This is a genomic window from Neptunomonas phycophila (genome assembly GCF_001922575.1).
Lineage (GTDB): Bacteria > Pseudomonadota > Gammaproteobacteria > Pseudomonadales > Balneatricaceae > Neptunomonas > Neptunomonas phycophila.
The window spans coordinates 120,931-136,271 of record NZ_MRCI01000003.1 but is presented as its reverse complement, the minus strand read 5'-3'; the positions used below and the strand labels follow the sequence as shown (position 1 = coordinate 136,271).

General features: G+C 47.5%; 11 protein-coding genes. 7 read left to right on the top strand and 4 right to left on the bottom strand.

Annotated features, from left to right (window positions below):
* Positions 1 to 682 precede the first annotated feature (682 nt).
* Positions 683 to 5,449 (top strand): NAD-glutamate dehydrogenase, encoded by a 4,767-nt coding sequence (locus BS617_RS16110; protein ID WP_075174015.1) that lies wholly within the window; start codon positions 683 to 685, stop codon positions 5,447 to 5,449.
* 85 nt (positions 5,450 to 5,534) lie between these two features.
* Here the strand turns inward: BS617_RS16110 and BS617_RS16105 are convergent, their stop codons facing one another.
* Complete coding sequence (locus BS617_RS16105) at positions 5,535 to 6,221, bottom strand: cation efflux transmembrane domain-containing protein (RefSeq protein WP_075174014.1); 687 nt, start codon at positions 6,219 to 6,221, stop codon at positions 5,535 to 5,537.
* A 128-nt stretch (positions 6,222 to 6,349) separates the two neighbouring features.
* On the opposite strand from BS617_RS16105, the gene BS617_RS16100 reads away from it, so the two are divergent.
* Both BS617_RS16100 and BS617_RS16095 read left to right on the top strand, forming a co-directional pair.
* Complete coding sequence (locus BS617_RS16100) at positions 6,350 to 7,234, top strand: class I SAM-dependent methyltransferase (protein WP_075174013.1); 885 nt, start codon at positions 6,350 to 6,352, stop codon at positions 7,232 to 7,234.
* 3 nt (positions 7,235 to 7,237) lie between these two features.
* On the top strand, positions 7,238 to 7,669 hold the full coding sequence (locus BS617_RS16095; RefSeq protein WP_075174012.1) for a MerR family transcriptional regulator: 432 nt from the start codon (positions 7,238 to 7,240) through the stop codon (positions 7,667 to 7,669).
* Here the strand turns inward: BS617_RS16095 and BS617_RS16090 are convergent.
* From BS617_RS16090 to tauA, 3 genes are all read right to left on the bottom strand, one after another.
* Complete coding sequence (locus BS617_RS16090) at positions 7,666 to 8,631, bottom strand: ABC transporter permease subunit (RefSeq protein WP_246283290.1); 966 nt, start codon at positions 8,629 to 8,631, stop codon at positions 7,666 to 7,668. The two genes, BS617_RS16095 and BS617_RS16090, sit on opposite strands and share 4 nt — an antisense overlap.
* Positions 8,631 to 9,476 carry a taurine ABC transporter ATP-binding protein gene (locus BS617_RS16085; protein ID WP_075174011.1) on the bottom strand — a complete coding sequence of 282 codons (846 nt, stop codon included), beginning with the start codon at positions 9,474 to 9,476 and terminating at the stop codon, positions 8,631 to 8,633. The genes BS617_RS16090 and BS617_RS16085 overlap by 1 nt, the downstream gene beginning before the upstream one ends.
* A gap of 94 nt (positions 9,477 to 9,570) precedes the next feature.
* A complete protein-coding gene (tauA, locus tag BS617_RS16080; protein ID WP_075174010.1) occupies positions 9,571 to 10,599 on the bottom strand; it encodes a taurine ABC transporter substrate-binding protein in 1,029 nt (342 codons plus the stop codon).
* Positions 10,600 to 10,802: 203 nt separating this feature from the next.
* Here tauA and pdxR point away from each other — a divergent pair, with 203 nt between their 5' ends.
* The 4 genes from pdxR (at position 10,803) to BS617_RS16060 (ending at position 15,310) form a co-directional block, all read left to right on the top strand.
* Positions 10,803 to 12,272, top strand: a complete 1,470-nt coding sequence (gene pdxR, locus BS617_RS16075) for a MocR-like pyridoxine biosynthesis transcription factor PdxR (protein ID WP_075174009.1) — start codon at positions 10,803 to 10,805, stop codon at positions 12,270 to 12,272.
* 126 nt (positions 12,273 to 12,398) lie between these two features.
* Entirely contained in the window at positions 12,399 to 13,139 is a 741-nt protein-coding gene (locus BS617_RS16070) for a sulfite exporter TauE/SafE family protein (protein WP_075174008.1), read from the top strand.
* Between the two features lie 9 nt (positions 13,140 to 13,148).
* Complete coding sequence (locus BS617_RS16065; protein WP_075174007.1) at positions 13,149 to 13,907, top strand: SDR family NAD(P)-dependent oxidoreductase; 759 nt, start codon at positions 13,149 to 13,151, stop codon at positions 13,905 to 13,907.
* Between the two features lie 26 nt (positions 13,908 to 13,933).
* Positions 13,934 to 15,310 (top strand): aminotransferase family protein, encoded by a 1,377-nt coding sequence (locus BS617_RS16060; RefSeq protein ID WP_075174006.1) that lies wholly within the window; start codon positions 13,934 to 13,936, stop codon positions 15,308 to 15,310.
* Positions 15,311 to 15,341 lie beyond the last annotated feature (31 nt).

The window sequence follows — 15,341 nt, the reverse complement described above, 5'->3', positions numbered from 1 at the left end:
AATAAATTTCCCTTAGTATATTTAGGGTTATTAGGCGGCGCGCTGTACGAAAGTACTGATTTTACGCCTGCCCGCCAGCTAACTGCGAGGATACTGAGCTAGATCAAATAAGCCGGCTCATGAGCCTTCAGTGTAGGAAGCCTTGCTATTTTTGTTGTTCAACGAGCGCATATTCAACAGTCTATTACTTGGATGTGTTTTTCAGTTGTCATCATGGGCTAATATCATGCACTATTATGGGGCGCCTATATGCTAGAGCCTAGTGAGTATTAGATGCTTTAAAAAGTAAGCGACCTGTGAAACAAGGAATGGAGCACAAGGAGAAAGGCTAATGCGTCAAAAAACCTTAAATTTGCGTCAAAGTCGGATACTTTTGCGGAAAGATCCAAAACCATCGTCTACAGTTTGTAATACGTGAGATGAGTTTCTACTATTTGATCTTCAAGACCTTTGTGGCGTTACGTCAATGTTTGTGAAGCATCATGACATTACATCGTTACGAACGACTCTCTTTTTAAAGGGCGGGGACATTTATGCTTAACACCCAACTCCCCCGCCTATTTTTTCTTACTTTCCTCACGTGCGTTAACCGTCAAACTGACACAATTTTTCGTCAGTATTTTTGTTATACCGTTGATCCGATGAGACGGATCTAACCTCATTCATTACGGAGTATCACCCTATGGACACCGATTCAGCCGATAATAATAAGCAACGAACACTCTTTAAGATGAAAGATTTGTTCGGTAAGCGGCTACCGGATTCACAAGCTTCAGCCGTTGCACATTTTGCAGACCTGCTTTTTACATACGCGCCCGAAGATGAAGTCGCTCAGCGCCCTATTGAAGGTTTATATGGCTCTACGCTAGCCTGCTGGAGCTTTATCGAACAGTTTGATGGCGTAAACGCTAAAGTCCAAGTATTTAACCCAGACTTAGAGCAACATGGCTGGCATTCAAACCACACGGTTATTCAGTTGTTGATGAAAGACTGCCCATTCATTGTTGATTCGGTGCGAATGTCTCTGAATCGTCTCGGTGTTGGAATACGTGTGGTGCAAAACGTCGTACTGTATACCGAGCGTGATGATGGCACCTTGGTAAATACATCCGGACAGGAAGGTAAAGGAGAGGCCGAATCCCTCATTTATCTTGAGGTCGACCGCCATACGGAAGCCGACTTACTTAAACGTATGCGTGAAGAGTTAATCATCACATTACGCGCTGTTGATGTGTCTGTGCGCGACTTTCATGCCATGAAAGAGCGTATTTCACTGGCGGCTAAGGAACTAGGAACGGCGGGGTATGAAAAAGAGCAGACTTTTGTTGATTGGCTATTAGATGACCACTTCACCTTCTTAGCCAGTGATGAAGTGAGCTACAAGGGTGGTAAAGCAACGCCAGATAAAGATTCGGCTTTGGGCCAGCTCAGTGTTCGTGGGTTACTCAACTTAGATGAACACGAGGTCAGTAATGAGCCACTAACTTACAGCCGCCACGGCGAACGTTCGCGAGTGCACCGCCCTGCCTATCTGGATATGATTATTCTTGGACGCTATGACAAAAAGGGTAATTGCATTGGTGCAACCCGTATTCTTGGTTTGTACACGTCTCCTGTTTACTTTGAGCGCCCTTCTCGCATTCCTCTAATCCATGAAAAAGTGCAGCGTATATTGGCCCGCTCTGGCTTTAACAAGCACGGCCACAGTGGTAAAACGTTCCACCAAGTATTGGTTGATATGCCACGTGATGAGCTATTTTTAGCCACCGAGGATGAACTTTACCAAGCGGCCTTACGCATTTTCCATCTTCAAGAGCGCCGTAAAGCATGCATGCTCGTACGGGCGGATAAGAACGGACAGTTTTACTCTTGCTTGTACTTTGTACCCCGTGACTTGTTTAGTACGGCGCTGCGCTTAAGCATCCAAACGCTGTTAACTAAAATGTTTAATGCCACTGATATTGAGTTTATTAACTCATTGGGCGAATCGGTATTAGCACGCACCTATTTTGTATTACGAGTACCACCTGGGCAGCCAACTCCAGATTTAGAGCAACTTGAAAGCGAAGTACAGGCACTCTCACGCTCTTGGAATGAAGACCTACACAGCGCCATGGTTGATGCGTTTGGTGAAGAGCTAGGCACCACACGTAGTAATTTATACCGTGAGGCTTTCCCAGCGGCTTATCGAGAGCATTTTACGACGCTGCATGCGGTGCATGACATTGAGAAAATGGAAGCGTTAAAAGGCTCTCCGCTCACCATGAGCTTTTATCGCTTGCTGGAGGAATCTCAAACCGTATTGCGGTTTAAGCTCTTCACCACGGCTGTGCCATTAATTCTTTCGGATGTGATCCCTGTTCTTGAGAACTTGGGCTTACGCGTCGTGGGCGAACATCCTTTTGTTGTACATTGTTCTAACAATGTAAAATATTGGATACATGACTTTAGCCTCACGCTTAAAGGTGGGAATGGTGTCGTTGAGCTAGAAGAGGTGAAAGAGATCTTCCAGCAAGCCTTTGCCGCCATCTGGCAACAAAAAGCGGATAACGATGAATTTAACCGTTTAGTACTTAACGCCGGTCTCAACTGGCGAGAAGTGGTCATGCTTCGTGCTTATGCACGCTACAACCAACAAATTCGTTTTGGTTTTAGTCAGCAATACATTGCCGAAACACTGTCACGTCATGCCCATGTAACTCGCTTGTTGGTTGCATTATTCCGTGCTCGTTTTGATCCCCAGCGCCAATCCAGCGAAAAAGTAAAAGCTCTGATTGGCCGTATTGAAAACAGTATTTTGGATGCGCTTGATAAAGTCGATAACCTAAATGACGACAAAATTTTACGTCGTTATCTTGAGTTAATTAAAGCAACCTTACGCACCAACTACTTCCAACATCTTGATGATGGCGAGCCTAAGCCTTACTTGTCATTGAAGATGAACCCGCACGAGATTGCCGAAATTCCTAAGCCGCGACCTATGTTTGAAGTGTTCGTCTATTCGACTCGAGTCGAGGGTGTACACCTACGGGGCGGCAAAGTAGCACGAGGCGGCTTACGCTGGTCTGATCGCTTAGAAGATTATCGCACCGAAGTACTTGGCTTAGTGAAAGCCCAGCAAGTGAAAAATGCAGTCATTGTACCTGTGGGCGCTAAAGGTGGCTTTGTCGCTAAGCAACTCCCAACCGATGGCGGCCGTGACGAATGGTTAGCCGAAGGGGTCGAAAGCTATCGCTGGTTTATTCGCGGTTTGTTAGACCTTGCTGATAACTTAGTCAATGGTGACGTGATTCCGCCTAAAAATGTTGTTCGTCACGATGCCGATGATCCTTATTTAGTTGTGGCGGCTGACAAAGGTACTGCAACGTTCTCGGATTACGCCAACGCACTCGCTGAAGAATACGGATTTTGGCTGGGTGATGCTTTTGCCTCTGGTGGTAGCCAAGGCTATGACCATAAAGGCATGGGGATTACGGCAAAAGGTGCTTGGGAGTCAGTGAAACTGCACTTCCGTGAAAAAGGCATCAACACCCAAACGGATCCTTTCACCGTGATTGGTGTGGGTGATATGGCGGGCGATGTGTTTGGTAATGGTATGTTGTTATCTGACAAAATCCGCTTAGTGGCTGCCTTTAACCACATGCACATTTTTATCGACCCTACGCCTGATGAGGCCACCAGCTTTGTTGAACGTCAGCGTATGTTTGCGCTGCCGCGTTCAAGCTGGTCCGATTACAATACGGATCTTATTTCTAAAGGTGGCGGTATATTCTCGCGTGCTGCTAAATCGATTGCTATCTCCCCTGAGATGAAAAAAGCGTTCGATATCAAAGAAGATAAGCTCTCCCCTAATGACTTAATCTCCGCTTTACTAAAAGCACCGATCGATTTGCTGTGGAACGGCGGCATTGGCACCTATGTTAAAGCCAGCAGTGAGAGCCATGCTGATGTGGGTGACAAAGCTAACGATGCTCTGCGTATTAATGGTAACGAGTTGCGCTGTAAAGTCGTAGGCGAAGGCGGTAACCTGGGATTAAGCCAGTTAGGTCGTATCGAATACTGCGCTAATGGTGGTGCTTGTAATACCGACTTTATCGATAACGCGGGCGGTGTGGATTGTTCCGACCACGAGGTTAATATCAAAATCCTGCTTAACAAGGTTGTTGCCGACGGTGATTTGACCATGAAGCAGCGTAACAGCTTTTTACGTGATATGACCGATACCGTGGGCGAGCTAGTGCTCAAGTCGAATGATCGCCAAGCGCGTGCATTGAGTTTGGCCCAAGGCCATTCCACTAAATCTCTGGACGAATACATCCGTTTGATGAACCGTCTTGAATCTGAAGGCCGCTTGGATCGTGCGCTTGAGTTCTTACCCGAAAACCATGTATTGGCTGAGCGCCAACAGGCAGGCCAAAGCCTGACGCGTCCGGAGCTTTCGGTGCTTATCTCGTACACTAAAGCAGAGCTGAAAGAAGAGCTAAGTGCCTCCTGGTTAACGGAAGATGCGTTTGTTAAGCAAGAGCTGTTAGAAGCTTTCCCGAGCCAACTGAACGAGCGCTTCCCAGAAGCAGTCGCTGACCATCAGCTACGTAATGAGATCATTGCCACCCAGTTAGCGAATGCCATGGTTAACCACATGGGGATCACGTTTACTAACCGAATGACCGAAACCACCGGTTTGAGTGCAGATCAGGTAACCGCGGCTTATATCATTGCCCGCGAAGTGTTTGGGCTTAAAGACCTATGGAAAGCGGTTGAGCAGTTAGACAATAAGGTGGATGCGGCGGTACAGCAACGTATGTTGGTGGATCTGTTGCGCCTAATGCGTCGTGCCAGCTACTGGTTCCTTCGTAATGTCTGCAACCGAGGTAGCATCGATGTTAAAGCCGTAATCGACCGTTTCGCACCTGCGGTGACGACGATTCGCGATTCGTTTGACTCTTTGCTTACGGGTGATCTAAAAGATGCATGGCTAGAGCTACAGCAATCACTCGTCGATGCCGGTGTGCCAACCGACCTCGCACCACAAATAGCATGCGCCGAGCGTTTGTATTCAGCGTTGGCTGTGAGCGAAGTGGCTGCTGATGCGGATCAGCCTTTGCTGCCGACCGCTGAAGTCTATTTCGCCTTGGGTGAACGCTTACAGCTGGACTGGGTGAGTGAACAAATCCGCCAATATGAGCCAGCAAACCACTGGCAACTATTAGCACGCGAAGGCTTTAGCGAAGATCTAAACCTGCAACAACGACGCCTAACAGCTTCTGTGTTGAGCTCCGAATCAGAACAAACCGGTGCGGCGTTGGCGGCTGAATGGTTAGATTCGCATGAAAAAGGCACCAGCCGTTGGGAGCAAGTGCTGAGCGATCTGCAAAACAGCTCGCAGCTGGATAGCGCAACCTTCACCGTTGTGATCAGAGAGTTAACCGAGCTGTCTAATAAGCTTTAACGCTGAATGAGACCTCAGAAAGCCCCGGTTCGCATTGCGAACGCGGGGCTTTTTTATGGCGCGAAGTTAGTCGCTCCTATAGCCATTACGAGCAGCAGGTGTCTTTTTTAGGCTCTGAGGAGCAGCAGGTATCTTTTTCAGGCTCTGACGAGCAGGCTAACGCCGCATCGCGTTTTTCCTTCAGGGCTTGGCGAGTAATCTGCCAAGCCGATGAGAGGAATAAGCCGGCCATGATAGCGGCGACCAACAAATCAGGCCATGCACTGCCTAACCACCAAACGGCTCCAGCCGCACATAAAACCACCAAATTGCCGATGGCATCGTTGCGACTGCATAACCAGACCGAGCGGACATTCGCATCGCCATCTTTGTAGCGCATTAACAATAGGACACTCAACACGTTAGCTGCAAAAGCCGCGACAGCCACGCTCCCCATTGTGATGGGCTGTGGGCTATTGAGGACAAAGACGCGATAGATCGTGCTGCCCAGCACCCAAATTGCCATGAGCGTAAGGCTAAGTCCCTTGAACAGGGCCGCATTACTGCGGATTGTCACTGATTTCCCAATGGCCCATAAGCTAATGCCGTAACTGAGTGTATCGCCTAAAAAATCCAAAGCATCTGCTTGTAAGGCTTGCGATTGCGCCTGGATGCCCGCGATCATTTCGACACCAAACATCAGGCCGTTGATTGCAATAATGATCCATAGAATGCGTTTGTAAGCAGGGTCTAGACCGGTAAATTCGGTATTTGCGCAGCAATTTTGTGCCATGGTCGCTCCTTATTCATCGCCTTTTTCAGTGTGATAATTATCGATTAGGTCTAGTTTAAAATCTCTAGCGACTAGAGGTTCAAGGGGCAGCGCGTTAAAATATGTATTTTTTTAAGGCCAAATAGCGAATGAACATCACATTGCCATCTTTAGATCAGCAAGCTCGGCGCGTTGTACACGGACGAGGCCATTGTGTAGAAGGCGCTGAATCATTCAATATTGAGTGGCTACCTCCTATTATGTTGATCGTTGCGTACTCGTCTTTAACCGAAAATCAACTCGGGGCACTGGTTGAACTGCTTAGCGCTGAGCCGTTGGTGGAAGGCATTTACCTTCAAGAGCGGGATCAGCCTAAAGCACCTGTTAGGCATATTTGGGGCGACGAGCAGTGCCCGAGCGAGATCCAAGAGCATGGCCTGCGCTACCATGTGGATATTGGTACGCACCAAAACTTTGGTTTATTTCTAGATATGGCTAACGGGCGTGATTGGGTACGTGAGCGAGCTCAAGGCAAACACCTGTTGAACCTGTTTTCATACACCTGTGGCTTTGCTGTTGCCGCAATGGCCGGTGGCGCGGCTTCTGTCGTGAATCTGGATATGAGTAAGTCGGCATTGAGCACCGGCCGAGCGAATTTACGCTTGAATGGGTTAGATGACAAACGCGCGCGCTTTTTAGGCCATGACTTATTTAAATCCTGGGGTAAATTACGCAAACTGGGGCCTTATGATGTGGTGATTGCTGATCCTCCGTCTATGCAAAAAGGTAGCTTTTTAGTAGAGAAAGACTACCCGCGCATTATTCGTCAGTTACCTACGTTACTGAAAAAAGAAGGGGTTGCCGTGTTATGTCTAAACGCTCCTTGGTTGGGGCGTCAGTTTATATTGGATGCCGTTGCCGAAGAAGCACCCCAATTAGTGCATGTCGAAACGCTAGATCGGCCTGAGGTTATTCAAGAAAAAAGCCCAGACGATGGCCTTAAAGTGATGATCTTTATTCATAAAGAGGGATAGCTTATGGCTAAGTTTTACGCGATAGGTCAGTTATCAAAACTAGCTGACTGCAAAGTCTCAACTATACGCTGGTATGAAGAACGCGGTTTTCTAGAACCGGCAACCCGCACCGAAGGCAATCAACGGCGTTACACCGATAAACATGTCACGACATTGCGCTTTATTCGTCATGCTCGTGCATTAGGGTTTGATTTAACAGAGATACAAAAACTGAGGCAGTTAAACGGTTGTTGTTACGGAGATCATATCGAAGCCGACACCATTGCCCAGCAACACTTGTTAGACGTTAGGGATAAGATTAAACGCTTACAAGCAGTTGAAGCTGAATTGGTGAGTATGATTGAAGATTGCCATTATGAGAAAAACCACCAGTGCCGCATCCTTGAGGTACTGGCGGATCATGACTTATGCGAAACCGATCATAAAGCGCTTTAGCGTCCTTTCCAAGGAACTAGCTTTTTCTCGCCGTAGCGCATCAGCATGTCAAATAGGTAGGCGATTATACCGATAACAATAATCCCCATAATGACAACATCAGTTACCAAAAACTCAGCGGCATTGAGCACCATAAAACCTAAACCTGCTTGCGCGGCGACCATTTCGGCAGCGACCAAGGTTGTCCAGCCAAAACCGATGCCAATTCGCATACCTGTTAGTATTTCTGGCATGGCGTTGATCAGGATGATGTGACGGATAACCTGCCAGCGGCTAGCCCCCATTGAGAAAGCGGCGTGTATCTGTTCAATCGCTACGGATTTCACACCTGCACGCGCGCTCAGAGCCATAGGTGCAAAAATAGCTAAGTAAATAAGGACAACTTTAGACACCTCGCCAATACCCAGCCAAATGATAACCAGTGGCAAATAAGCCAACGGTGGTAATGGGCGATAAAACTCAATGATGGGATCAAATAAGCCTCGAGCAACGCGGTTAACGCCCATAAAGATTCCGATGGGAATGGCTGTTAACGCCGCTAAAATAAAGGCGGAAAACACACGCATCATACTCCAACCGGTGTGCTCTAGCAGTGTTGCGTTAGCAAACCCTTCGGTAGCAACCTCCCAAAAACGTGCAACAACGGCACCTGGCGAAGGCAAAAAAAGCGGCTTAACCCATTGTAAGTACGTAGCAATATACCAAAAGCCAATCAACACTAAGGCGGTTGCGATGCTAATAGCTAGGCTCTTACCTTGGCCGGGTGCCCCGTAAGATTCACCGGGCTTTACAGGGCCTGCGGCAAATATTGATAGAAAACGTTGGGCAAGTGTCGGTTTGGCAACGGGTGGAGCACTCATTGCTTTTTGATTGCCTTTATTTACATTCTCTTTGGAATTTTTAATTGCGGCGTCTCGTTCGTAAGACCGCATGGTTGTCATAACGGGTGTTGTAGATTCCATTAGTGCAACCCTCCTTCGGCTTCATCGCCATGAATGATACTGAGCACTTGCTCGCGCATTGCGATGAATTCTGGCAAGGATTTAACCTTGCGAGCATCACGACATTCGAGAAAAATTTGATTAAAGTTCAGCGAGAACTCGTGAGTAATGCGCCCGGGACGGGGTGACATAATAATCAAGCGAGAAGCCATAAATAAGGCCTCTTCTACACTGTGTGTAATGAAGAACATCATTTTTTGTGTTTGTTTCCATACATCCAATAACAGTTCTTGCAAGACTTCTCGGGTGAGTGCGTCTAGGGCACCTAAGGGTTCATCGAGTAACAGCATTTGCGGATCATTCGTCAGTGCGCGGGCTATCCCTACCCGCTGCTGCATGCCGCCAGAGAGCTGGTAAACCGGGTGTTTGTGGAAATCTTGCAGGCCAACCAGTTGTAAAAACTCAGCGGCTCTTTCGTTTCGCTCTTTTAAGCTAAAACCCTGTAATTTAAGACCAAACGCAGTGTTATCTAGAACGTTGAGCCAAGGTAGCAGCGCGTGCTTTTGGAACACGACACCTCGATCTTTACCTGGACCTGTAATTTGATCGTCTAGGTCTAACCCACAAGCAACCCGAGGTAATCCGGCTATTCCACTTTGTCCAAGTGTGAGATAACCATCGCTGGGTTGGATAAAACCCGCCATCAAGTTGAGAAGTGTCGTTTTACCGCAACCTGATGCCCCTAAGGCGACAACAAACTCCCCGGGTTCGATGGTAAAATTGATATCAGAAAGAGCGGTTACTGTCTCACCACCGTTCATTCCGGGGTAGCGCACGGAAACATCATGAATTTGTAAACGACTCATATCGTTCTCCTGTTAACTGTCTGGCAGGTAGTCATGGCTTAAAGGTGTATTATGCAGAGCCATCAACACGCCTCGCTGGATGGCTCTGATGCGGTTACAGTTTGCTAGCGGCTTCTGCAAAAGAGGCGTTAACAAACACGCTGTAGTCGTCAGCTAAGCTCGGTACTTTGCCCTGCTCTTTAAGAAACTCGGAAGTGAATTGCAGAGCTTTAGCCGCCCCGCCTTCAGCTCCGCAGCCTAACCATACGCAGCTCGTTTGCGCTTTTAAGTCTGGGAATTGGTACAAGGCCAAAACGCCAGCTACGTCATTTGCATTTCCGCCCGTCATTTCTGCAATTTCTTTGATCATAGGCGTGTCAGCTGTCAGGCTATCTTTTGTGGTGCGGTAGGTTTCGTCAGCATCGGCAATCAATTTAATCAGTTGCGCGACAAACTCAGGGTTCTCTTGGCCAAAGGTTTTATCGACAACCATTCCGTCAAAGGTAGCCTTACCCCAGTTGCTGAGCTCGCCAGATGTGATCAATACGCGACCAGAATCTTTGATACGGCCTAATACGGGATCCCAGATAAAAGCGCCATCAATGTCGCCACGTTCCCATGCCGCTGCAATCGCATTAGGCTGCATATTGATAAGCTTTACATCGTCATCACTTAAGCCAAATTGTTCCAGCGCAAAGAGAGCGTGGAAGTGGGTTGTGGAGACAAATGGGACACCTAGTTTTTTACCTTTAAGGTCTTGCGGAGCCATAATGCCACTGCCATCGCGTACGACGAGTGCTTCAGCTTCATTGATGTTTTCGAGGATCCAAACCAGCTCGATCTCTAGACCACGGTTAACGGCCGCGGCAATAGGGCTGGAGCCGGCGGTTGCGATATCAATATCACCAGAGGCCATGGCTGTAATAACTTTTGCTCCGGAATCAAACCGGCGCCACTCAATGTCTTTACCTGTTGCTTTTTCTAACTGCTTTTCAGCAATGACAGCTTTCCATGGGTTCATCATTCCTTGGTAACCAATAGTGATCGTATCGTCAGCACTGGCCATTTGAGAGAATAAAATACCGGTTGCCAGTGATAGTGCGGCGGCTTTTTTTATACAGTGTGTAATCTGTTTTACGGTCATGATGTTTCTCCTGAGCGGTCAAGGTCATTAAGTAAGCAAAAATTAACGCTAAAATAGGTGTTGGTGTTTCCTTGCAGTTACCTTAGGAGCTGTGGACATCGATGGGATAGATCCAGTTACCTTAAAGCGTCAGTCCAGTTGACGCGTATGGTGTATTTTTTGCTTCAGTTTGGAGCAAACCTTAAACAATAGGCGTATTGGCAGTGCTAGAACATTACCTACATATTGAGTTTGATCCTGAACGCACCTTGCAAGATCAAGTCCGGGAGCACCTCGTCGACTTGATTTTGTCGGGCTGCTTACCAGTGGATAAAGCCCTGCCGTCTTCGCGCCGCTTGGCTAGTATGCTGGGCATCTCCCGTAATACGGTGGTTTTGATCTATGAGAGCCTAGTGGACAATGGCTTTATCGAATCCCGACCAAGAAAAGGTTATTTTGTTACTAACACGTATCAAGTTTCTGAAGCGATAGGCACCAAAACAGTGCATGCTGACTCGTCCACTTCGCTAAACTGGCACCAACGGTTTAAGAAACATCCCAGTGACCAACCTAATATTGTTAAACCCAATAACTGGTTGGGTTTTGAGTACCCTTTTATCTATGGACAGGTACAGCATGAGTTTTTCCCGCTAGAACAATGGCGCGACTGCGCGCGTAAAAGTATGTCCGGTCGTTGGAATAAGTATTGGATTAATGACTTGGTTGACTCTGACGACCCGATGCTGATTGAACAACTGCGAACACGCTTGTTACCGCGCCGTGGGATTTATGCCGAACCTAATGAAATTATTATCACGATCGGCACCCAAAATTCCCTTTACCTACTGGCTAACTTGTTGTGTAACCGTGACACCCGTGTTGGTTTAGAGGACCCAGGTTTTAGAGACGCGCATAACATCTTTGCTCAGTTTGACACGGATCTACACCTTCAACCTGTTGATGAAGAAGGAATTATTGTCGATGAGCGACTCCAAGCCTGTGATTATCTTTATGTTACACCCAGCCATCAGGTGCCTACGGGAGCAGAATTATCAGAAGAGCGTCGTCAGGCGCTATTAGAGATGGCGTCGGCGCATGATGTTGTCATTATTGAAGATGATTACGATGCCGAAATTAATATGCAGAAAACGCCTAAGCCAGCGTTAAAGGCTCGTGATACGGAAAATCGAGTGATTTATATTGGCAGTATGTCTAAGTCTATCTCGCCGGGCTTGCGGATGGGTTTTATGGTGGCAGATGAGGAGCTCATTTCCGAAGTTCGTTCGTTGCGTCGTTTGATGTATCGTCATCCGCCGGTTAATAACCAACGACAAGTAGCCCTCTTTTTGTCCTTGGGATACTACGATACCTATTTACGTAAGATCCGCGAACTCAACGCCTCTAAACTAGAACGTATGGCAAGCGCCATTGATCGACATTTACCCGAAATGAAAACTACGGAAATTACCTCAGGAGCGACGTCTGTGTGGTTATCTGCCCCGCCAGGTGTTGATACCGAAGCCGTCTCGTGGGCGGCGGCTAAAAATAGTATTTTAATTGAGCCGGGTGCCGTACATTTTAGCCAACCAGAACCACCTAACCATTATTTCCGCTTGGGCTTTTCGGCCATCGCAAACCACAAAATTGAGCCTGGTATTCAGGCTTTAAAGCGCACTTTCGACGCATTTCTATAATCTGGTACTACTTTCCCTGCATGCTGGCACTATCGCCAGCAGGTAGTTCCCCTCTACCTTAACTCCACGGCTTGAGGCACCTGTTGACTTCAAACCAGTGCGTTTACGCGGAGAGTTGGAGCTACCATGCCTCATTTTGAAATTGCGTGTGTTATCGTTTTTTTAGCCTCAATTGTACGTGGCTATACTGGATTCGGCTTTGCAGCGATTGCCATTTCAGGGCTTAACTTGATTTGGCCTGCTCAGATGAGTGTGCCTGTTACCCTATTTATTGATGTGATTAGCGCTGTGCGCTTATTACCCAGTGTGCGCCGCCATGCCGATATGACGATGGTAAAAAATCTATCTTTGGGCGCCGTTGCAGGGATCCCGATTGGGCTTTCAATGTTGCTTTTTATACCCGATCAGCCCCTTAAAATACTGATTAGTGGGTTAATCCTTTTAATGGCGGTTGGCCTGTTTTTTTCACCGTCCTTCAAAATTAAAGAGCGTGCTGCTTATACACGTATTGTCGGGGGAATTTCGGGGGGCTTTACCGCAGCGGCGTCTGTTGGCGGGTTACCTTTGATTTGCTACCTCATGAGCACCGCACAAAATGCATTAGTACAACGCGCTACCGTCGTCGTTTTTTTGGCCTGTACCGACATCGTCTCTATCGCTTTATTGTTGCTGTCAGATGCGGTTGATTTATCCATCTGGAAGCCCGTTTTGCTCTTGCTCATACCAGCGGTAGCGGGTGTGCAATGTGGTCACTGGTGCTTTACTCGTCGTCCACCAAAAACGTATCGCACTATCGCCTTACCTATTTTAACGCTGTTGTCTGTCGTGACTTTATTTTACACCAGCCAACAACTACTGACGTCATAAGGAGTTTTCATGAATAAGACAGCCGTGATTACAGGGGCTACTTCAGGTTTTGGATTAGCAGCCGCTCGGCGCTTTGCTGCCGCGGGTTGGAATTTAGTTCTGACGGGACGTCGCGAAGAACGATTAGCACAAATTAAAGATGAGCTAGCTCAGGCATCTGTTTTAACGCTAGTGTTGGATGTATGTGACACCGAAGCGGTTCAGGCAGCCTTTTCCGGCTTAGCAGCACCTTTTAACCAAGTGGATGTGTTAATCAATAACGCGGGGTTGGCCTTGGGAACAGAGCCTGCACAAGCGTGTGATTTAGCACAATGGCACACCATGATCGACACTAATATCAAAGGGCTAACCACCGTCACGCATGCGCTCTTGCCTAAACTAATCGAAACAGGTCGCGGAGCCAGCATCATCAACATTGGCTCCATTGCGGCTAACTGGCCTTACCCTGGCGGTAACGTGTATTGCGGAACCAAAGCATTTGTAGAACAGTTTTCGCTGTCATTGCGCTGCGATCTAGCAGGCACTGGCGTGCGTGTTAGCTGTTTAGCACCAGGCTTATCTGAAAGTGAATTCACGTTGGTTCGCACCGGTGGGGACCAAGAGGCATACGATAATTTGTATAAAGGTGCGCACGCCATTCAACCCGATGACATAGCCGACACCTTGTTGTGGCTAGCGCAGTTACCCGCTCATCTCAACATAAACACGTTAGAAATTATGCCAGTTAGTCAAAGTTGGTCGCCATTTGCCGTCAAGCGCGATAAATAACGAACCCGAGTTAGGAGGTCAAAATTATGTCTCAGTACAGCGAATACACCAATGAACAAATCCATACGATGGATAAAGCACATGTATGGCACCATTTAACACCGGCAGCGGCGGCTGAAAAAGGAATGCCTTTGTATGTCAAAGGGGAAGGTCTGCACTTATGGGATGCCGATGACAATTGCTATCTCGATGCTTCCGCCGGCGGGGTTTGGGTGACAAATGTCGGTTATGGTCGCAAGGCGATAGTGGATGCCATTAGCGAGCAGCTAATGGAGCTGAATTACTTTGCTGGTTCAATGGCGAGCAAACCGGCAGCGGTTTTTGCGAGCCGTCTGCTGGAAAAAATGCCGGGGATGGGCAAAGTTTTTTATTCTAGCTCAGGTTCTGAGGCAAACGAAAAAGCATTTAAGATGGTTCGCCAAATCTCTCATAAAAAATATGGTGGGAAAAAACGCAAAATTTTATACCGTGAGCGTGACTACCATGGCACTACCATTGCGGCATTGAGCGCTACAGGCCAATCCCAACGTCGCGACCATTTTGGACCGTTTGTGCCAGACTTTGTGGAATTTCCGCACTGCTTTGAATACCGCAGCCAATTTGGGGATGTAGAAGATTACGGTATTAAAGCCGCGCAGTTAATGGAGGAGGTTATTCTACAAGAAGGCCCGGACACTGTGGGCGGCGTCATCATTGAGCCTATTACCGCTGGCGGTGGTGTAATTTTACCTCCAGAAGGGTATATGGCCGAAATTCAGCGGATTTGCCGCAAATACGACATTTTGTTGATTGTTGATGAGGTCGTGTGCGGTTTAGGTCGAACGGGAGCCTGGTTTGGCTACCAACATTACGGCATTCAGCCGGATATCGTCACTATGGCAAAGGGTGTTGCGTCGGGGTATGCGGCCATCTCCTGTACTGTTACAACAGATGCTGTCTACCAAATGTTGCAGGAAGATAACGGCGATAAACTGGGCTTTTTCCGAGACATTTCTACCTATGGTGGTTGCTTGGCTGGGCCAGCGGCAGCATTGGCTAATCTTAATATTATTGAAGAAGAAGGTTTGATTGCTAACTGTGCTCATCTGGGTGAAGTTTTACTGCAGGGTTTGCACGCCTTGAAAGAAAAATACCCGATGATTGGAGATGTGCGGGGTAAGGGCTTATTTTGCGGTATTGAGCTAGTACTTAATCGCGAAACTAAAGAGCCGGTAGACGAAGCGGTAGCGATTCAAATTGTTAATGCCTGTAAAGAGGCAGGTCTATTAATAGGTCGGACTAATCGTAGCTTTGAAACCTTTAACAACATTCTTAATATGAGCCCGGCTTTGTGCATCACTGCAGAGCAAATTGAGGATATTCTCAATATTCTGGATCGCGTTTTCGCAAAAGTAACACTGTAACCATTTTTAGCGCACATAAAAAAGGCTCATT